Genomic DNA, 21274 nt, shown 5'->3' with positions numbered 1-21274 from the left:
TTTCTTATTCTATTTTGTAAACAATATATTTTTCACTCGCCTTTTCTTTTAGAATTATTGACCCGGGATTCCCTAAAACAATCGCACCATCAGGAACATCAAAATTTACAAAAGCATTAGGCGCTATCAATACATCGTTCCCTATCATGACGCTGCCAACTACAACAGCATTCGTTTGTATACTGACATTATTTCCTATTATAGGACTTCCGGCTTGTTTACCTTCCGCATGGCCTAACGTAACGCCATGTGAAATGTTAAAATTTTTTCCAATAATAGTGGCAGGATTAATAACAATATGCCCAAAATGTACAATTCTGAAACCGCGGTCAATTTTAGTTATTTCAGGGATTTGTATACCTGTTGACAACATGCATCGCCTAAGCAATATTTTCCAAAATATTTTACTTAATATAAAATCCGCATTCGAAGTTTTTCTAAATAAAAAAACATATTGAAATCCAGGTGTAAAAAAAACATAGCGTAGAAGCAGCCAAAAACTTCGCTCCCCGGTGTAGCGATATAAATCATCATAGATGATACTTTTATTTTTCATACAGATTTATAGCGAATGTACAAATTTAGAGCTATTCCAAAAGGGACAGCGGCCACAATTAAAATAGGTCTATTTGATTTTAGCAACCAGGAAAAATCTTTTGCAAACAGCGCCGAAGACACCAAATGAATGGAATTTTTAAATCGCTCTTTGAAGGTCCTGCCATATTTAATCCTGCTAACTCTGGAGAAAGCAAAACCATTTGGATGTTTCCTATATTGTTTAAACATATTCATAGAAGAACCGTCCTCCTGATACTCCACAATACACAAAACAGCGTTTACCGGCTGTAAGTCATAATCCTGATCTATTAATAAATAGAGGTAATCCAGCGGTACAAAACGTTCGTTGCGGTACAACGGATAGTGAGGATATTTTTTTACAACATCCGTCTTATAAACTATCTTCTTATCGCCGCGAACCTGATGAATCGTGTAGAGTTCATTTAATTTAACCGCAGCTAAATGCTCCGGAATGCGTGTCCCTATTATTTCCCCATTTTTAGTAGCATCGAGTCCCACTATACCGGCAAATTTTCCACCAAGGTTTTCACAATTCATTAGAATAAGGGCCACAGCATCGTCTGGCATAAAATCGTCAGAGTCAATACAGACATTAAAAGGGGTTGAGATATTTTGATAGGCGGTATTATGCCCGCCATGCATGCCTTGGTTTTCCTGATATATATACTGTATCTGGATAGTACCTTCTTGTTGCCAGGAAGCCACTAAACTTTCAGTGCTATCAGTAGAACCATCATCTACTATAAGCCAGCTAAAATCTTTAACGGTCTGACGGCACAGACTGCTATATAATTGGGGCAATAAATAGGCTCTATTGTATGAAGGGGTAAATACGGTTAAACTTTTCATTTACGATAAAATTACATTCATTAAAAAAGAAAATCCAAAATAAGCTGCTAATACGATACCTAACACTTTATGTTGATTTTTTATTTGGATTTTTGTCAAAAACGGATAGACGATGATTATGGCCATCATAAACCAGGACAAATAGGCGAAACGATTTGAAAAATTTGCCCTGATTACCAATATCCAGAAAGCATTAGCCGTTAAGTAAATGCAGACCAGCCGATTGTATTTTTCGTCTGTAAAGTTCTTTTTAAAAATAAAAAAATAGGCACTGTAGACCGCCGAGGCACTGTATAATACAAAGTCCCATCGGAACCCCGTGCTGGAAAAGACATCATCATTAACATTTCCTTCGGTCAAATAACTCGCTCTTTCTTCAGCCATAAGACCGGCAAATAAACCTTCCCAAAAACCTCCGGAAACTAAAGATAACGGTATGCACAGCAACCAGGCATAAAAATAAGTTTTGGGATTTTTATAAAAAAAAGTTAGGCCTAAAGCTGCCGCAGGGATGAGCAATGAATTATGTATTCCCAGGGCAAGTACAACCAACGCTACTTTATAATACACATTCTCTTTAGATAATGCATACAAAAAAATTGAGGTGGCAATACCATTTCGAATACCGTTCGTGCCATAAGCCCAAAAAGAAAATGAAATTAGAAGCGCTAAAAAAGCATAAAAGGCGTATTCTTTAAACCACTTTTTACAGGCACTCCACAAAGGCAAAACATACAGTAAAAGACATACCATAAAAAATAGCTGAACACTCATGATTTTTGCGCAAACCTGCATAAAAAAATCAAAAACAACATCTCCCTTAAACATATTAGCCTCCCCCATTTGATACCGTTCAAATGATTGTGCATAAGTACCCATATCACCAAAATAAGCACCACTAATAGGTCGGAAACCAATATAAAAAACAGTAACAATCAAAGCGAAAAAACCTAATGAACGATTTGAATCAATACTTTTTTTAGCGGTGATATCAGTTGATCTCGAACGTACGTAAGTCAACAAAACGACTACTAATAAAAAGTAGTAGTAAATTGAGGTGTAATATTGTAAGGGTATAAAATCTAACATAATTTAAGAATGCAACAAATTAACCCATTGCTTCATGACTACTGACGTAGAAAATTGTAAACTGTTTTGCTTCGCATTTTTTCCGAATAGTTTACGCTGCTGCTGGTTTTGCATCAAATGTAGGATTTTTTTAGCCAAATCTGCTATGTTCTGATTTTCAGCAAGCAATCCATCTTCTTTATCACTGATTATATTACGTGGTCCGTTGGGACAGTCGAAGGACACTATTGGCAAACCAACAGCTAAGGATTCGAGCAGCACCATTGGGAAACATTCTGTAACAGAACTCAATGCATACAAACTGTAGTCCTGAAAAGTTTTAGTCATATTGGAAGAACTCCCTTTAAAATAAACTACCTGATCTAAATCATTTTCTTCTATTAAAATTTCTAATTGTTTTCGAGTACCGACATAATCCTCCCCATAAATATGCAGTTCCCATTCCGGAACTTTTGAGTGCACTATTTTCCAGGCTTTAATTAATTGATCAAAACCTTTGACAGCTGAAATTCTCCCGGCAGCCACTGCTTGTTTGTTATCCAGTAACGCTGTTTCTTTTGGAATACTGATCGGATTTGGAATCACAACAACAGCATCACTTTTATAATATGGCACCTCATCTTTATTCAAAACGACTAAATGATCGTATTTTGACTCGATCCAGTCATTGAATTGATACATCAGTTTTTTTATAATAGACTTGTTTTGGCTTCGTGCAACTGCGTCGAAATAACGGGAGGAATGAAATTCCTTTATTTTCTTTGCCTTATTATAAAAAAAAGGCATTCCATAATAATCAAAGCCAAAATTAGAAACAATAACTGCATCCGGTTCCAATTGCTGCAGGATTTGATTCAATTTAAAAAAATGATTCGGTATTTTAAATAGATTTGCTGGCGAGAAATAACTTTTCTCTCGATGGTAGTCAATACCTAAGTCCATCAACTGTATTTTTGCACTCAACGGATAGCAGGGCTTTTTCCCTTTCTGTTCACAGGTAAGGATAATAACTTCATACCCTACTTCGTCAGCAAAGTAATTTGCCTTTTCAGCTAAAACTTTCTCGATTCCTCCGTGAAGGTGTATTTGATCGGTACTGAACACTATTTTCATTGCACCAGCTGTTTAAAAAGGATATCCCATTCTTTCACCACTACTTCCGGAAGAAATCGCTGAACATTTAATTTTGCATTTTCTCCCATACTAATTCGAAGTTGTTCTTGAGATATTAAGGTAATGATACTATTGGCTAATGCGGTAATATCCCCATTAGGCAAAAGTAGTCCGTCCACATTTTGCGAAATAATATCGGCGGGCCCGTAATTACAGTCAAATGATACGCATGGAACACCGCACGCCATGGCTTCAATCAAAACCATGCCAAATCCCTCAAAACGGGAAGACATGACATATACAGACGAATTCATATATTTGCGTTGAATGTCTTTTTCAGGTGGATAAAAAAAGACACTGGTAAAAATCCCCAATGACTTGGATAGCTCTTCCAATTTATATTCAGGAGCTATTGTACCATAAATTTCCAATTGCCAGTCCGGATGTTTAAGATGCACTAGCTTCCAGGCAGCCAATAAACGATCGTATCCTTTTTGAAAACCTTGCTTGCCTACTGCAATTACTTTTTTGTTTTGCAAGGTGCTGGATTCCTTCGGATAAAAGGATAAAGGATTTGGAATGACGACCATATTGCTTAAAGAGGGCCATTCCTTTGTATTCCCAGTGGTTAATACAACAAATTTAGAAAAACTGGAAGCAAGTTGCTCCATTAATTTCCATTTTATTTGTATCAATTGCTTTTTAAAAAAAGAAAAGGACACGTTCATTTCTATTTCTTTAGAAACATGTCGTTCATAAATAACAGCACTATTTTTACCTACGATTTTAGGAATAAAAAAACCCTTCAGACCGTCATCACAAACCGAAATTACGTCAGGACTAGTCTGCTCAACTACGTTCTGAATTCCTTTCTTGTAGGCATTAATATATTGAATAGGATTACCCCCAACTGCCATGGATATCATTTTTATTTTATCTGAAAAAGTATAAAAGGGATTTTCATCAGCATTATTTAAACAAAGAATGGTTACTTCATATTGGTAGTGATCCGCAAGATAAGACGCTTTGATCGAGAGCACCCGCTCCAACCCACCGGCCCCGTTAATGCCGTTGGTAATGTAGAGTAGTTTCATGATAATTTTAGTTTAAATAAAACGAAATGGTTAATTTTATTTACGATCACTGAACTGAACAAACTACACAAAATCAATAACAAATAAATAGGTAAGACATAATTAAGACTGTAAATAAACGTTTCAAAATAAGTGAGGTAAAAAAACATATGCACCAGCCACATATTGGTAGCATGAGGCGCAATATAATTTAAGGTTGTATCGACACAATCCGGTAACTTAATCTGAATGAATAAAAACAAAAATGGTACCGCAAGAAATGGGGCGATAACAAAATTAGGGATCAGACCATGGATTACAACTAATAAAAAAATAACAAAAAGAGCGACAGCATTTTTATAGCGTATCGATGCAAAAAACGTACTTAGCTTTGTATTCCATCTCGCTTTTAGGGCAATAGCTCCAATACTAAAAGGCAATAATGACGTTCCAAACAGACTGAGCTGACGTTGCAACCAATTGAGCAATCCATTATTAAATAAATTGGGTTGATACACTCTGAAATAAAAGGCAAAAAAATAGAAAACCACAAAAATACTTAATAGAAGTACCAGCGATGACTGATCAATTAACCTGAACAAAACGGTTGAAGAAACAACTAAAAGTAAATACGTAAAAAAAAACCACCAGGAACTGTTATAAGAACTTTCTAAGGCACTAAAATTTAACAAAAACTTTGTTGCATTGCCTGGATAGCCTTTTGCATTTATAAGATAACCTAAAATGACTGCAAATAGTATGAGAATAATCCAGTAATTAATATACAACTTTTTGACTCTAAGTTCATTTCCCTTTCCGTAAGATATTGCATTTTTGTGAAATTTAAAATACAATCCATAGCCACTTACAAAGCAAAAAATAGGTACGCTCGCATCGCAAAATAAAGAAATATAAAAAGACAGTGGCTGAGTACCAACGAAGAATAGCGGCTCAAAAAGTCCTTGATACTGTCTGTTGAACAAATGGAGGCAAAGCATCATTAAGGCTGCTACTGCTTTTAATTGATTTGATTTTTGGACCGTAATTTCCATTTAATGAATTAAACTTTCAAATTCCAGCAAAGTCCGCTCTTTATCAGCATTTTCTAATTGCGATAAATTAGTAACTAATCTATTTGTTAAATCGCTGTCATTTATTAATAATTCTATTTTATCAGTTAGACTCTGTGAATTCATTTCAGCAATCAGACCCGTTTCCCCGTCTTTTAGCGTGCCATAAACAGTCGGGAAATTAGTACAAACAATAGGCTTGTTTAAAGAAGCGGCTTCAATAACCGTTAATCCTAAACCTTCAAATAACGACGTTTGTACGTAAATGCTGCAAGCTTTCATATACGGATACGGATTATCGGTCATCCCTACCAGGGTAACATGCTTAGTTAATTTTTTCTTTTTTATTAATTCTTCCAACGTATCACGTTCTGTTCCCTCGCCAACAATATACCAATGAACAGAATGGCCTTTATCAATTAATTTTTCGCAACTCTCTACAGCCAAATGAAGGCCTTTATCCTTTGATAATCTGCCTACTGTAACGATATTAACAGTATCTGTTTTAAATACAATGGGTAAAGGTTCATTGCTTTTTTGCTTGATAACTATTTTATCAGAGATGTCTTTAATGATTTTTATACTTAAAATTTGTTGAATTCTGTTCAGTTCATTTTCCAGCGTTAGTTTGGCTTCTGGGGAAACAGCAACAACTGCGTCATAATTTTTATAGATGGGATAATCAAATTCAATTTCGTACCCAGTCTTCTGATAGTCGGTATTAAGCCAAGCAAACTTTTTGGAAGCTTTTATACACTGATCCACGAAATAGGTGGTAAAACCTTGGCTGTAGGCAAAGGCAATATCATACTCTTTGTTTTCACGTTTAAAATTAGATTGTATAATCTGCCAGAGAAGCTGCGCATGATGTAAACCATTACTATTAAATTCTTTTCTGAGTTTATACTGTATTCTTTCAACTATGTTTAATTGAAGTGAATTATTATAAATAATTATAACCTCCCGTGGCACTAATTGTTCAAAAATTCCTCCTTTTTTAAACAAGATCAGATCAACAGTGTACGCCTTATAATCAATATTCTGCAGCAAGGTGACCAAACTTTTTTCGGCACCGCCAAGATCTAAGGATTCGATAACAAAAACTAAATGTTTCATGCAATTGGTTTGATTAAATTTTCAAATAATACATTTAGCTAAAAAAATATTTTTTCCATCGTAGTGGTATGGTCTTCATAATCATTCGATTCTTCTATTAACCTTTCTTCAAAAAGAATCCTCAGAGAATCCTGTTCTATCAATTTTAATACCCCTTCACCAATCGATTGCGGATTAATATCGGTAATAATTGCATTTTCGCCATTGTTGAAAAAATCTTTAGCACTCACTACGTTAGTAACTACACAAGGCCTTTTAAAACATTTAGCTTCCTTCATTGTTATTCCATATCCTTCATGCAGCGAAGTTTGCACATAAATGTCACAATCCCTTAAAAACCCATACGGATTTAATTTGGCTCCTAATAAAACAATATATTCCTGCAACTCTCTTTTGCTTACTTCCTGCTGAAGTGCTGAAAATTCAGTTCCGTCTCCAATACAATACCATTTAAAGGACTTGTTTTGAGAAAGTAACGATTCAACTATCTCAGGAATCATAAACTGCCCTTTTTCGGCACTTATTCTTCCAAGTGTAAGTAACCGTAAACCTTTAAAATCATCATCAAATGTCGGCCCTACCTCCGCCAATTCATTAAGTTTTGTTGCCGATACAATATTTTCAAAGACAATAGTCTTTTCTGAAAATTTCGGGAAATATTCGTCAAATACACTTTTGGCACTGTTTGAAACACAGGCTATTGTATCAAAGTAGGTATAGTATTTATTGCCAAAATTCGCATTCGACAAAACTTTTGTTACATCAAAGTGTATCCATTGAATCTTTTGTTTCGCCTTAACTTTTTTAACAATCAGATAAGAAATGAAATCAGAAGGCCCTGCATAAGCAATAGCAATATCATAGGACCCGATTACCGGAGTATTCGTCAAAACAAACCTGTAGAAAAAGGCCCAATTATTGGTCAATTTAGCCAAAATCCACAGTGAGGTTAGATATGATGCGGAGTAGAATTTCCTGCTTTTGAAAAAAGATGTGATGGTTCTTAATGGGGGATCCTGTATTATATGCTTATATTGTTCAAATCCGTTTAAAATTTCCACAGTAACATGAGATGGTATTGATGACTTGAGATCACCAAAATCTTCTAAGAGCAGTACCGTAATTTCATTTGTTGAGGGATCAATAATATCCAAAAGCGCTAAGAGGGACTTCTCAGTACCTCCTAAATTCATATTATGAATTACAAATAATATCTTTTTTTTCCGCATCTATTCAGTTTATTAGCTAATGAAATTACTTCCCGTTTTCTAATTAATTAATCTATTGTCACTAAAATTGATTTTTTATAATCAATATCGTCACAAGATTCATTCACATCAGTACCGCCAGGAATTTCTCCAATAAATTTATTTTTTACAGGCACTTTAAAATCTGCTTTATTACAAAACCATTCGTACTCAATGTCAATATGCCCAATATCTACTACCGGGCACTTCAAATCGTATAAATCATAGGCAATAACAGTTGCTGTTGGACCAAGAGCCAGCAATATTAAATCGTAATTACTATGATGGTCTTCAATTGATTTTATAATTAAATCATATTTTGCAAAAGCGTCAATAGAAGGACAGATTATCCTTCCAATCGCTTTAGCATCAAAAAAAAGATCATTTCCTACACCTAACCTGCTCTTATCCCCCTCTACAATAAGTATATTTTTTTCGTGCCAAAGGGATTTAAATTTAGTAAATCTTTCTGCGGCCTTATTTTTATCCGTATAATCAACATAGAGGCGAGTGACAAGGGAATCAAAATAATTTTTATTAAGATCTAATTTTTTGTAAATTTGATGTCTGTTTATACTTAAGTACCTTTTCCAATAGGACTTAGCCGAATCAATAAAGGCTGTAGTATCTATAATCGCATAAGGGATACAAACTATATGATTGTTACGCTCACTGATTAATATTTCTTGTAATTTCTGTTGTAACACTGGATAAAAAGGTTGAAAAAAAAGGCTTTTACCGGAAATCAATGAAAATTCACCATCACCATATCTACTGACAGAACATTTAGATACAATTATTTTGTCTAATGTTAAATCTGTGTTGCTGATAACAGGATGTTTTGTGAAGTATGAGAAAAAGTGATTAAAGATTACATGTCTGAAACCGTAAATTTTAATGAACACATTATAAAGTAACAAAATATATTTTTTCATTTTTCCATATAAAATATTGAATGACTGTCCGTAGAGCGAATTAAACTTCGTGGTTAAAATAAATTTTGTCATTCCAAAGGGTCAAATCATCTAATCATGAAACTGGCTGCTGTGATTTGTCTTTAATATAAAGAGCAAAATTAATACCATAGTTAATAGATGCGGTCAATTATATAATTTTTTGCGACTATCCGCAAACCAAACTTACTTTTGTGATTCGTAAGAACAAAGCAACATACTATGAGGTCAATTGAAGTGAATTTCATCTTTGTCAAAAGGGAAAAATCGATCTCCTGGATATTTAGTTGCGGAGAATGTAATATTTAAATAAAGAGAAAGAGTTATTATGGATTATTTTTAACAATCTCAATTTCATATTGTCGTCAGATAAGTAATCTACTTTTATTTTTTTTACCTTATTAAACAACTGTTTAGAATTAGCAACATTATTTTTAAAATATAATGAGTAAAACATTAATTGATAATGAAACTGCTTTTTAGACCAAAAATCATTAAATAAATATTTCTTTTTGTTGGCAACACAGAGTGATATTGCCTCCGAAAATGAATAGACTTTATCATCTATGCGATTAGACCTCATTAGGCTGTTGGCTCTTATCCTGTGATAATACAACCGATCTTCAATACAAATAATTTTATTAACTTTTGAAAAGCAATCTAATAAAAAAAACTCATCCTCATGAATTTTGATGTCTTCCCTAAAAGAAATATTGTTTTTTACTAAAAAGTCTCTTTGATAGACATAAATCCATGGAGCGATCTCTAATTTATATCCCGATGTAATAAACGTTTTACCATCTATTAACTCACTTTTTTTATTGATGAAATTATCTTTCGTTGTTTTTGATGTCTCAATGTATTGAAAATTTGAAAAGGTCACTATTTCAGCTTTAGATTTTTTCAACTCAAAATTTAATATTTTAAGCGCATCTTCGGCTATCCAGTCATCACTGTCCACAAACCATATATAATCCCCGGTAACAAGTTCCAAACCTTTATTTCTAGCTGCAGACAACCCGGCATTTTTTTGATGGATCACTTTTATTCTGGAATCTAATTTAGAATACTCATCACAGAGTTTGCCTGATGTATCAGTGGATCCATCATCTACAAGTATGATTTCAATATTCGTATAGCTTTGACTAATAATACTGTTCACACATTGATGAAAAAATTCTTCAACATTGTAGACTGGTATTACTATTGAAATTAATTGGGAATTCATTGTATTGATTGTATTATCCTGCAATTGTACTTTCGTTATGAATATTCCACATTATAATCAACAACAACTTTACTAAGTAACGACGGTACTTTTTTACCAGAACCATAAAAATCGCCCTCAATAACCTCAAACGAAACGGCATTTTGAACCCAATCCGCAAGATCTTTTTTAACGGTAGTATAAATAGTTATATAATAAATACCATCATTTAATAGTAATCGATCCATTTTAAACAACAATACATTTCCAACAAAATTCACCGAATTTCCTAATAATGTATTGCTCATCCACAATATATTTTGACCAAATTGGTCATCCACACAGACATCGAATTCAACATCTGAAAAATTAACATTACCTAGATTTGCTATAACAACTTCAATATTGCAAGGCAGTCCGGTCTGAGGTTTTGTCTCTCTTGTTGACCCGAAAACATTAATTTCCGCAATTTTGATAACGCCAGATCCTTTTCTTTCTTTCAGCTCCAATAAATTTACAGCTGTGGTATTCTTTTTAATATAATCATGAATTGAACTTTCAACATCACCAATATGAGATATTTCACCATTTGCTAAAACAATCCCTTTATTACATAGATTTTGAATTGCCCCCATATTGTGACTTACAAAGAGTACAGTTCTTCCTTCCCCTCTGCTCACATCCCCCATTTTTCCGAGGCATTTTTTCTGAAATTCCGCATCACCAACCGCCAGCACCTCATCTACAATAAGAATTTCACTTTCCAGGTGTGCAGCTACTGCAAAAGCCAGTCGTACATACATACCCGAGGAATAACGTTTTACTGGTGTATCAATATACCGCTCGACTCCTGAAAATTCAACAATTTCATCAAACTTTCTGGTAATTTCTTGACGGCGCATTCCTAATATTGCACCATTTAGATAAATATTTTCCCGGCCTGTCATTTCTGGATTAAATCCGGTACCTACTTCCAAAAGGGAAGCAATCCTTCCATTAATTTTGAAATTTCCGGTGGTGGGTTTTGTTACTTTACTCAGTAATTTCAACAAAGTACTTTTCCCTGCACCATTACGACCTATAATTCCTACCGCATCTCCTTGTTCAACTTGAAAATTAATATCCCGCAAGGACCAAACATAGTCGCTGCCACCTTTACTGGTACGGTCATTACTTTCTCCGATTTTTAAATAGGGATCTTCCTTACTTCGTATTTTATGCCAAAATCTGTTCAAATCATGGCTTAATGTTCCAGTTCCAACTTCACCCAAGCGATATTGCTTGGAGATGTTTTCAGCTTTTATAGCTAACTTATTCATATATCTGTATTCTGAAAATTAATAGTGTTTGTGATGGAAATTTAATCCACCTTAAAATTTCTACGTCTTAAATTTATAGTTGTAGAATTCTGATTAAACAGTATCCATGAAACTTTTTTCTACTTTGTTAAATATAACAACCCCCACTACTAACATAACTACTGTAACCCCTGTGCTAAACAATAAACTCGAAGGTTCAAAATTTCCTGAACCTAAAAACCCATATCTAAAACATTCAAAAATACCCGTTAATGGATTTGCATTTATAATCCATTGATATTTTTCTGGTATGGATGAAACAGAATAAACAACGGGCGTCGCATACATAAATAGTTGTATTCCAAAGGTCAGCAAAAAAATCAAATCCTTATACTTGGTGGTTAATGACGAAAAAATCATACCTAAACCCAAGGAGAAAGCGGCCATTAATAATAGTAAAAAAGGTGCTGCCAAAACCCAGATATTAGGATGTATACTCTCTTCTACAAAAGTATAATATAACACCGCGGCGATAAATAATCCAAATTGTATGGCAAATTTCATCAAGCCTGATACTATTATGGAAAGCGGCATAATAAGCCTGGGAAAATACACTTTTCCCATAACTGCCGCATTATCTTTGAATACTGTTGCCGTTTTAGTCAACGATTCTGAAAAGTAATTCCAGATAGTAATTCCCAAAAGATAAAATACTATTTGAGGGGTACCGTCAGTCGATAACTTAGCGATTTGCCCAAACAGTACAACATACATTAAGGTAGTTAAAATGGGCTGTACAAAAAACCAAATAGGACCTAAAATAGTTTGCTTATAAAATGTAACGTAATCCTTTTTAACAAGCATGATAAGTAAATCGCGGTAATGCCAAACCTCTTTTAAATTAATAGAGAAGAGTGGTTCCTGCGATTTAATTTCTTCTGTCCATTGTTGTTCTTTAATCATTGTAATCTATTATATGTTATCTTTTTTATTATTTGTTTCTCTTTTCCATTTAGAGAATCACCCCTTTTTGATTTTTATTATTGCCCTTTTTTGTAAAAATTTAATTAAAGGATTAGATTTAGTTTTTCTTTATCTTCGTAAAAATAACTTCCAGAGTGATCGCTTTAGTTTTTTCGGTATAGTTATCTATATTACAAGAGGGCGACAAAAATACTCGTTTTTTTGCAATCCTCAGAAAAAATATGTTTATTTAATGTTAAGCTTTATATAAATGTTTGATAATGTGCAGATTCAAAACTACAGGGTTCCCCTTTTAATATTAGGAATATTTTATAAACACCATTGAGATTTTTTTTTTAAATTATGATGATTTTACTGATGCCGCCATCCTAAATCATTCTTTGTGTAATCACCCGTCAATTTTAATTTTAGGGTCATAATTCCTTCTTTTAATTTAGCAACTTTGAATTTTCCTTTTCCAATTCGTTGTACACATGTTTAACATCTTGCGAAAATTCTTTTTGCAGAATTAAGTTGGCCGTAGGAGTGTGAACAAAAATAGTGTTTTTAAGTCCTACAAAAGCGGTGTAATTATCCGTGCCGATTACCATATTGCCATTTTGATCGACCGCATGACCTTTGGAAACCATATAATCATACACGGACTCAAAAGAACCTAAATCAGACCAAATAAATTTTGACGGTACTACTTTTATTTTCTTGCTGCGCTCCATTACAGCATAATCAATACTGATTGACGGTATTAGCAGTGAAAGTTCCAAATCTAAAGTCCCATTAATACTAGCATCCCATGCCATTTTAGATTTTTCATACACCTCGAAATTGAATGTCTTCAATTCTTCCAAAAATATTCCTGCTTTAAAGCAGAACATTCCGCTGTTCCAAAGAAAATTTCCTCGGGCTATAAAGCCCTTAGCTGTGTCTTGATTTGGCTTTTCTCGGAAAGAAATCACATTGTCGCCCTTGCGTTCAATATATCCATATCCAACTTCAGGTTTTGTAGGTACAATTCCGAAAGTAACGATGTAGCCTTTTGATGCTTTTTCAATCGCTTCCTTTATCGCTTCTTCATAGAGTTCCATACCATCAATTATATGGTCGGATGGTGTCACGATCAAAATTGCCTCCGGATCGGATGCAAAAGCAGCAAAAGCTATAGCCGCTGCAGTGTTCCTTGGTGTAGATTCTACAATGTCAATATATTGAGTATTAGATTTCTCCAATACTTGTCTGCTCAAATGATGATTGTCAATATTTCCCACAACCATAACCTGATCCACTAAAGTATGATTACGCTCAACCGTCATCTCAAATAATGATTTCCCATCAAATAGATCTAAATATTGTTTGGGTTGACTTTTTCTTGAAAGAGGCCACAAACGGCTCCCCACTCCACCGGTGAGAATGACATGGGTAATTGAATGTCTATTTTTCATACTGAGTTTTATATTCTTGCTTTCTCATATTTTTTTAATTGCGCACGTTACAATCTTCCATCAGCAACATCTCCTAAAACCCCTTTTACATCATACAATAAACTGGTTTTATTTTGTAATTTCGAGAAATCGACAGTCATGAATTGATGATGAGCAACACCCAAAACGACTGCGTCAAATCGTTGATCCGGTAATGTGGTACTGGTGGATAAACCATATTCATGCAATACTTCTGATGGATTGGCCAGTGGATCATAAATAGACACTGAAATTCCATAATCAGTTAAAGCTGCTATGACATCAACAATTTTTGTATTTCGAACATCGGGACAGTTTTCTTTAAAAGTTATACCAAGCATTAATAAGGTAGCTCCGTTAACAGATATCCCTTTCTTTATCAGCAGTTTTACGATTTGCGAAGCCACATAATCGCCCATACTGTCATTCAAACGACGCCCTGCCAAGATAATCTCTGGATGATAACCAAATTCTTGCGCGCGCTGAGCCAAATAGTACGGATCAACACCTATACAATGTCCACCAACTAAGCCCGGTTTAAAAGGAAGAAAATTCCATTTTGTGCCCGCAGCCTCTAAAACGGCATGGGTATCTATATTCATTAAATTAAAAATTTTCGCCAATTCGTTGACAAAGGCAATATTGATATCCCGTTGGGAATTTTCAATAACTTTCGCCGCTTCAGCTACTTTGATGTTCGGTGCCAGATGGGTGCCTGCAGTAATCACAGATTTATATAAAGCATTAACTTCATAGCCAATTTCTGGTGTGGAACCCGAAGTAATTTTTAAAATTTTTTCTACAGTGTGATCTTTATCCCCAGGATTAATTCGCTCCGGCGAATACCCGACAAAAAAATCTATATTATATTGCAATCCGGAAACTTTCTCTAAAACCGGGACACATTCTTCTTCTGTTGCGCCAGGATAAACCGTAGACTCGTAAATAACGATATCTCCTTTTTTCAAAACCTTCCCTACCGATTCACTGGATTTATATAAAGGTTTTAAATCCGGACGATTATTTTTATCAACTGGAGTGGGGACGGTTACGATGTAATAAGTGCAATCGACTATTGCCGCTAAATCCGTCGTGCAATACAAACCAATTGCATCACCGGGTTGGTCTAACAACACTTTTCGCAAAGCATCATCCTCAACTTCAAACGTGGTATCAGTACCTGATTGCAAAGAGGCAACTCGGGAATGGTTGATGTCAAAGCCGACAACAGGATGTTTTGTTGCAAATAATCTGGCCAATGGTAAACCCACATAACCCAAACCAATCACTGCTATTTTTTTAATGGAACTCATTTAGATAAAAATTCTAACAATCTATATTTAACTAATTATTGTTGATTTCAAACTACCGCTTCGCGTTTCAAACTCACAAAAAATGAGGCGAAATCAGCTTAATTTAAGCCTGCAAATATAGTGACAATAGGCAAGTAAACAGATTCCTTCTTAACAATTGAATGTTAAAAAATTGCTGTTATTAATATGTAAAAATATAAATAATTGAAAATCAGTACTTAATACCACGCGATTATTAATACTTTTTCGCCGCTCTCTTTTAAAAAATGCACTTTAGCAGTAGTTTTAAATAGTCAAAGCACTTGGTTTTTAGGCAATAACAACTCAGTTAATACAAAACAGACATAATTATTTGAAATACCAGCAACACAACTTTAGTTTCGCAGACAAAAAACGAATGTCACTTTATTTTCATTTTCAAAACACATCCCAAAGATTCTAAAACCAATACAAAATGGGTATTGGTAATTTCCTTGATTGTGGCTTTTTGCGTGGAAAAGGGTCCCGATTCCAATGCTATAGAATCCCCTATGTGATAGGATGCCACCTCAACATCAATACTATCAGAAGTATTGAGCCATTTTTTTATAATATTGATTTCGTCATCGCGAACAATAGCCGGTTTACCTAACCAAAACAAATACCGAACAACGCCGACATTATCAAAAACAGCATTTCTGTCATTTTCCGCTAACCGAACAAAAACATAGGAATTAAATAGAGGCACCTCTACTTTTTTCTTTCGATCGGACCATTGCCGCAGCTGCACTACCACAGGACAATAACATTCAATCCCGTTGTTTTGCAATTGTGCTGCAACTTTTTTTTCCCATTTGGGCTTTGTATATACTACATACCAATTCATCTTGTAATTTTATTGCAATAAATTAGTTTTCAGATCAATATTCCAAATAAACTACTGCAACTGACCTAAGGTTTGAAGCGTTTCTTTTGGACTCTTTTCGTTTTTTAACTTTGTAAATAGTAATTATGAACCGATGGCCTGATAAACAAATCCAATCGCCTTCAATTCCGATCCGTTAAGAAGGTTTCTGCCATCGAAAATAAAAGCAGGTTTTTGCATCGAATCATAAATTTTTTGCCAGTCATAGTCTGCAAATTCATCCCATTCCGTCAGCACCGCGATGGCATGTGCATTTTGACAGGCTTCATAAGGATTGTCAAATGACACAACGCTGGCAGTATTCATTTCAGGAGTCCTGGTTTCTAAATAATTCAAATCGGCCATGATTTTTTTCTTGGAAACTTTAGGATCATATACCGCAATTTTTGCATGCTCATTTATTAAATCATCGGCAACATATATTGCCGCGGACTCTCTGGTATCATTAGTGTCTTTTTTAAAAGCCCAGCCTAAGAATGTAATCTTTTTATCGGAAACTGTGTTGTAAAGCGTTTGCACAATATTACTGGAAAAGCGCCTTTTTTGATGGTCATTCATTATGATTACCTGTTCCCAATAATCGGCCACCTGATGCAATCCATACGATTTGGCAATGTAAACCAGATTCAGTATGTCTTTTTGAAAACAGGAACCACCAAATCCAACGGAGGCTTTAAGGAATTTCGGCCCTATCCTGCTATCCATTCCAATTGCTTTTGCCACTTCGTTTACATCCGCACCAGTTTTTTCGCATAGCTCGGACAACGCATTTATGGAAGAAATTCGCTGTGCCAGAAAAGCGTTAGCCGTCAGCTTTGAAAGCTCAGAGGACCAAACGTTAGTGGTTAATATTTTATCTTTAGAGACCCAATTTGCATACACTTCTACAAGTGCCTGAATAGCGGCCTGTCCTTCATTCGAAGAATCTCCTCCTATCAATATTCTGTCAGGATTCAATAAATCCTGCACTGCAGTACCTTCTGCTAAAAACTCTGGATTTGAAAGGATTTGAAACTGAACACCATTACCGGTATTGTCTAAAATGCTTTTTATAGCCTCCGCTGTTCGTACAGGCAATGTTGATTTTTCTACTACAATTTTATTGTCTTTTGCCACTCTCGCTATTTGTCTGGCACACAACTCAATGTATTTTAAATCAGCTGCCATTCCCTTTCCTTTACCATAGGTTTTGGTAGGCGTATTAACTGATATAAAAATGATCTGCGCTTCATCTATGGCTTTATCGACATCAGTGGAGAAAAAAAGATTTCTGCCTCTGGCCTCGACAACTATTTTGTCCAGTCCAGGTTCATAAATCGGAATATTATCTATATTTTCATCATTCCAAGCTGCAATTCTTTCTTCATTTAAGTCGACTACTGTAACCTGTATTTGTGGACACTTTTGAGCAATAACTGCCATTGTTGGTCCTCCAACATATCCTGCGCCGATGCAACAAATTTTTGTGATTTTCATTCTATAAATTTCAATTTGTAAATATATTTTATGTTCGCTACTCTATAAAGCGAATTCTTTTTATTTAAGAGTATTCCAATACCAATTAATCGCTGCTTTTAATCCTTCCTGCATCGAATATTTTGGATCGTAACCCAGCAAAGTTTTGGCTTTATCTATACTTGCCAATGAATGTGGGATATCTCCTGCTCTATTGGGACCATACTCTACTTCAACAGCAGCAATTCTTTGATCATATTCGGCTAAAAATTGTTTCAAATAGCCTACTAAATCATTCAACGTATTTCTATCTCCAAAAGCGACATTGTAAACTGTATTTATGGCCTCCGGATCTTTTGTCAGCATGGCCAACTCATTCATTTGAATCACATTTTCGATGTACGTAAAATCACGTGAATAATTTCCGTCACCGTTTATTTTTGGACTTTCTAGCTGCATCAACTGCATCACAAATTTGGGAATGACAGCCGCATAAGCTCCATTTGGATCTTGCTTTGGACCGAAAACATTGAAATATCGCAACCCGATAGTTTCTATCCCGTAGGTTCTACTGAAAATTTCAGCATATAATTCGTTAACATACTTTGTTATTGCATAGGGCGAGAGTGGTTTTCCAATCACTTCTTCCACCTTTGGCAAAGCTTCAGAATCTCCATAAGTGGATGAGCTTGCCGCATATATAAATCGCTTCACTTTCTCTTCTTTTGCCGCTGTCAGCATATTCAAAAAACCGGAAACATTAACTTCGTTCGTTGTAACAGGGTCCTTGATAGAACGCGGTACAGAACCTAAAGCGGCCTGATGCAGCACATAATCGACTCCCTTCACCGAAGTTGCGCAAACTGCTGCATTACGGATATCTCCTTCTATCAAAGTAAATTCCGGGTGGTTTAAAAAGTCTTTTAAATTATGTCTGTGTCCGGTAGCGAAATTATCCAGACACACAACCTTATAACCTTTACCCAAAAAATATTCACAAAGATTTGAGCCTATAAATCCGGCACCACCAGTGATTAACACCACACTTTTTGTTTCTTCTATCAAAATATTATCGTTTCAGTAATCAATTACTTAGTTTATTTTTTCTTAAGTATTTTCTGTGCTATTTTCTGAAAAACACTCTTTTTCTTTTCCTCCTCATGATACCCATTTGAATACGCTCCATAACCATATCCGTAGCCATATCCGTAACCATAGTTAGTACCGTACTTCGCTTTATTCTGTAATCCGTTCAGAATAATGCTGGTGTTGTGCAATTCTCCACGCTTCACTCTATTATTAAGTAAGGTTATCATTTCTTTTTTAGTAAAATTCTGTCTCACTATATATAGTGTGACATCAGAAAATTGTGCTAGTTCGAGCGCATCAGAAACTAAACCTACAGGCGGTGTATCCAATATAATGTAATCATATTTTTGCTTTAATTCATCAAACAAATCTTTCATTCTTTCACTTATCATCAACTCGGCCGGATTTGGTGGAACGGGTCCAGAGAGTATAACATCCAAGAAAGGAATATGAGTTTTATTGACGATTTCATCAATGGTTTTTTGACTTATCAGATAATTTACTAGTCCCGCGTCTTTGGTTAAACCAAATTCTGTTGCCAGTTTAGGTTTTCTTAAATCGAAACCAATAATTACTGTTTTTTTCTCACTGAGTGCAAATACTGTAGCAATATTTATAGAAGTAAATGTCTTACCCTCGCCACTCACTGATGAGGTAATCATAAGTGTTTTGGCACCATCTACATTTTGCTGTTTGTATAAAAACTGCAATGACGAGCGAATGGCCCGGAAGGATTCAGATAAAGCCGACTTAGGTTTTTCATAAACAGCTAAATTGGTAGCCTCTTTATTGACCCCAATAACACCTATTATAGGAATTTTTGTCAATTTGCTTATATCCTCCGTATTTTGAATCGCATTATTAATAAAGAAAACTGCAAATACAAAAATTAGCGGAATCAGTATTCCCAGAAACAAGGCCAATACATAATTCACCGAGGTTTTAGGACCAATCAGCCCTCCTCCCACATCCTTTGCCGGATCGATAAAATGAACATCTGATAAATTAGCCGCCTTAACAATATCCGCTTCACTTCTTTTTTGAAGAAATGTATTGTAAATATTGTCGCTTAAATCATATTTTCTCTTAATCTTGATGAGCTCCTGCTGGTCTTCCGGCAGTTGTTTTATGGTACTTTCCGTTTCATTAATTTTACTGCTGACAATTGCTAAATCATACTGTAAAGAAGATTTGGCTGTGGCGATGTTTTCTAACAGTACATTTTTGACTGCCTCCATTTGATTGTCAAAATCCTTGAATATTTTGTCACTTTTAACGGCATACGCCATCTCTGACCGCTGGGTCGACAGTGCAATCAATTTTGAGACATTCACGACAATATTTGGATCTTCAATTCCCGCTACTGATGGTGCGGGAAGTTTAGAATAATCCACACTATTTCTCAAGTAGGATTTTAAAGAATTATAATAGGCCATTTTACGGGTGACTTCATCTTTCTTGACATCAAACTCCAAAATCTTATCCGAAAATTTTGCGCCGCCCTCTTCTATATCGTAAATATTTTTGCCTTTCCTAAAAGTTTTCAGCTCATTTCCTGTTTCCTTTAACTGCGATTCCATGGTCACTAATGTACTGTCGATAAACGCAATAGTGTTAGTTGCGAACTGATTCTTACTGTCTAACTGCCTTTTTATTAGCATTTTTACAGTTGCGTTTAAATACTCAACCATTCTCGCTTTATTTGCGCCTTGCATTCCCAACGTCAGTATCGAGCTGCCTTTATCATCTGATCTAACATTTATCCCTTTATATCCGGACACCGTTCCGTTAAAATCATTAAACTGTACAAAATATTCATTTCCCTTATACAAACCGGGATTGTCTTTTATTTGCAATTTCCAGTTTAAGAATGGCAGTGATACTTGTTCCCCTACTTTATATTTCTTCACAAAATCTCCTGTTTCAACAGCCGTGTTGCTGTATGAATTATCAGAATACGTTATCAGTGAAACGTTTTGGTTTTCAAATGGAATTCTTAATTCATATTCGTTCTCGCTCAAGAATTTAATACCAATTAAATTCCCTGCCAGCTGTCCTTTTGATTTATCGATACTTACATAGAAAGGAACTGCGCCATAAGCATCTTCAAGTTCGTATTTTCCCTGAACTAAATAATTAATGTAATATTGCAGTTTGTCCACCACCAACTCATTGTGCGAGCGAGATTGCAGGGTTGTTGAAATCGTTGAAACCTGATCCGAGGTTCCGCCCCAATTAAACACCAAACTGGTATTAGAAGTAAAAAGAGGATTCGTTTCCTCCTTAATGGAAATAACGGTTTCCATTCCATAAATTTTCGCTTTGCGAATATTTACTTGATAGGCAATGAAAAAAGTGATTAATAAACTTATCAAAAACCATTTCCAATAACTTCCGATTTTTATTAAGAATCCCTTAAAGTCAAAACTGACTTGGTTTTCAAAAATCGAAAAATCTTTTATATCTAACATTTTTGAAATT

Annotated in this window: 18 protein-coding genes; all 18 read right to left on the bottom strand. The window is 35.0% G+C overall.

The features are described 5' to 3' along the window. Window positions 1-4: 4 nt before the first annotated feature. The gene (locus E0F89_RS10275; RefSeq protein ID WP_131909688.1) at window positions 5-556 is read right to left on the bottom strand and encodes a serine acetyltransferase; all 552 of its coding nucleotides are present in this window, start codon (window positions 554-556) and stop codon (window positions 5-7) included. After that, window positions 553-1428 (bottom strand): glycosyltransferase family 2 protein, encoded by an 876-nt coding sequence (locus E0F89_RS10270; protein WP_131909687.1) that lies wholly within the window; start codon window positions 1426-1428, stop codon window positions 553-555. The genes E0F89_RS10275 and E0F89_RS10270 overlap by 4 nt, the downstream gene beginning before the upstream one ends. Continuing rightward, window positions 1429-2517: an EpsG family protein gene (locus tag E0F89_RS10265; RefSeq protein WP_131909686.1), complete on the bottom strand. Its 1089-nt coding sequence runs from the start codon at window positions 2515-2517 to the stop codon at window positions 1429-1431. Between the two features lie 3 nt (window positions 2518-2520). Beyond that, the gene (locus tag E0F89_RS10260) at window positions 2521-3630 is read right to left on the bottom strand and encodes a glycosyltransferase family 4 protein (RefSeq protein WP_131909685.1); all 1110 of its coding nucleotides are present in this window, start codon (window positions 3628-3630) and stop codon (window positions 2521-2523) included. Next, window positions 3627-4724, bottom strand: coding sequence for a glycosyltransferase family 4 protein (locus tag E0F89_RS10255; RefSeq protein ID WP_131909684.1), 1098 nt, complete (start codon window positions 4722-4724; stop codon window positions 3627-3629). The genes E0F89_RS10260 and E0F89_RS10255 overlap by 4 nt, the downstream gene beginning before the upstream one ends. Then, a complete protein-coding gene (locus tag E0F89_RS10250; RefSeq protein WP_131909683.1) occupies window positions 4721-5755 on the bottom strand; it encodes an acyltransferase family protein in 1035 nt (344 codons plus the stop codon). The genes E0F89_RS10255 and E0F89_RS10250 overlap by 4 nt, the downstream gene beginning before the upstream one ends. Continuing rightward, window positions 5756-6889 carry a glycosyltransferase gene (locus tag E0F89_RS10245; RefSeq protein ID WP_131909682.1) on the bottom strand — a complete coding sequence of 378 codons (1134 nt, stop codon included), beginning with the start codon at window positions 6887-6889 and terminating at the stop codon, window positions 5756-5758. Window positions 6890-6927: 38 nt separating this feature from the next. After that, complete coding sequence (locus E0F89_RS10240) at window positions 6928-8082, bottom strand: glycosyltransferase (protein ID WP_165930006.1); 1155 nt, start codon at window positions 8080-8082, stop codon at window positions 6928-6930. Window positions 8083-8165: 83 nt separating this feature from the next. Continuing rightward, window positions 8166-9071, bottom strand: a complete 906-nt coding sequence (locus E0F89_RS10235) for an SP_1767 family glycosyltransferase (RefSeq protein ID WP_165930005.1) — start codon at window positions 9069-9071, stop codon at window positions 8166-8168. Between the two features lie 301 nt (window positions 9072-9372). After that, on the bottom strand, window positions 9373-10317 hold the full coding sequence (locus E0F89_RS10230; RefSeq protein WP_131909679.1) for a glycosyltransferase: 945 nt from the start codon (window positions 10315-10317) through the stop codon (window positions 9373-9375). 35 nt (window positions 10318-10352) lie between these two features. Next, window positions 10353-11615, bottom strand: coding sequence for an ABC transporter ATP-binding protein (locus E0F89_RS10225; RefSeq protein WP_131909678.1), 1263 nt, complete (start codon window positions 11613-11615; stop codon window positions 10353-10355). A 93-nt stretch (window positions 11616-11708) separates the two neighbouring features. After that, window positions 11709-12557 carry an ABC transporter permease gene (locus E0F89_RS10220; protein ID WP_131909677.1) on the bottom strand — a complete coding sequence of 283 codons (849 nt, stop codon included), beginning with the start codon at window positions 12555-12557 and terminating at the stop codon, window positions 11709-11711. 449 nt (window positions 12558-13006) lie between these two features. Then, entirely contained in the window at window positions 13007-14014 is a 1008-nt protein-coding gene (locus E0F89_RS10215) for a mannose-1-phosphate guanylyltransferase (RefSeq protein ID WP_131909676.1), read from the bottom strand. A gap of 47 nt (window positions 14015-14061) precedes the next feature. After that, entirely contained in the window at window positions 14062-15345 is a 1284-nt protein-coding gene (locus E0F89_RS10210; protein ID WP_131909675.1) for a nucleotide sugar dehydrogenase, read from the bottom strand. 400 nt (window positions 15346-15745) lie between these two features. Beyond that, window positions 15746-16210: a UpxY family transcription antiterminator gene (locus E0F89_RS10205; RefSeq protein ID WP_131909674.1), complete on the bottom strand. Its 465-nt coding sequence runs from the start codon at window positions 16208-16210 to the stop codon at window positions 15746-15748. A 123-nt stretch (window positions 16211-16333) separates the two neighbouring features. Further along, window positions 16334-17725 carry a UDP-glucose 6-dehydrogenase gene (locus tag E0F89_RS10200; protein WP_131909673.1) on the bottom strand — a complete coding sequence of 464 codons (1392 nt, stop codon included), beginning with the start codon at window positions 17723-17725 and terminating at the stop codon, window positions 16334-16336. 60 nt (window positions 17726-17785) lie between these two features. Continuing rightward, on the bottom strand, window positions 17786-18769 hold the full coding sequence (locus E0F89_RS10195) for an SDR family oxidoreductase (protein WP_165930004.1): 984 nt from the start codon (window positions 18767-18769) through the stop codon (window positions 17786-17788). Between the two features lie 32 nt (window positions 18770-18801). Next, window positions 18802-21264, bottom strand: coding sequence for a polysaccharide biosynthesis tyrosine autokinase (locus tag E0F89_RS10190; protein WP_131909672.1), 2463 nt, complete (start codon window positions 21262-21264; stop codon window positions 18802-18804). Window positions 21265-21274 lie beyond the last annotated feature (10 nt).

The sequence above is a fragment of the Flavobacterium caseinilyticum genome (assembly GCF_004349085.1).
GTDB lineage: Bacteria > Bacteroidota > Bacteroidia > Flavobacteriales > Flavobacteriaceae > Flavobacterium > Flavobacterium caseinilyticum.
This window is presented reverse-complemented; position numbering and strand designations above follow the sequence as displayed.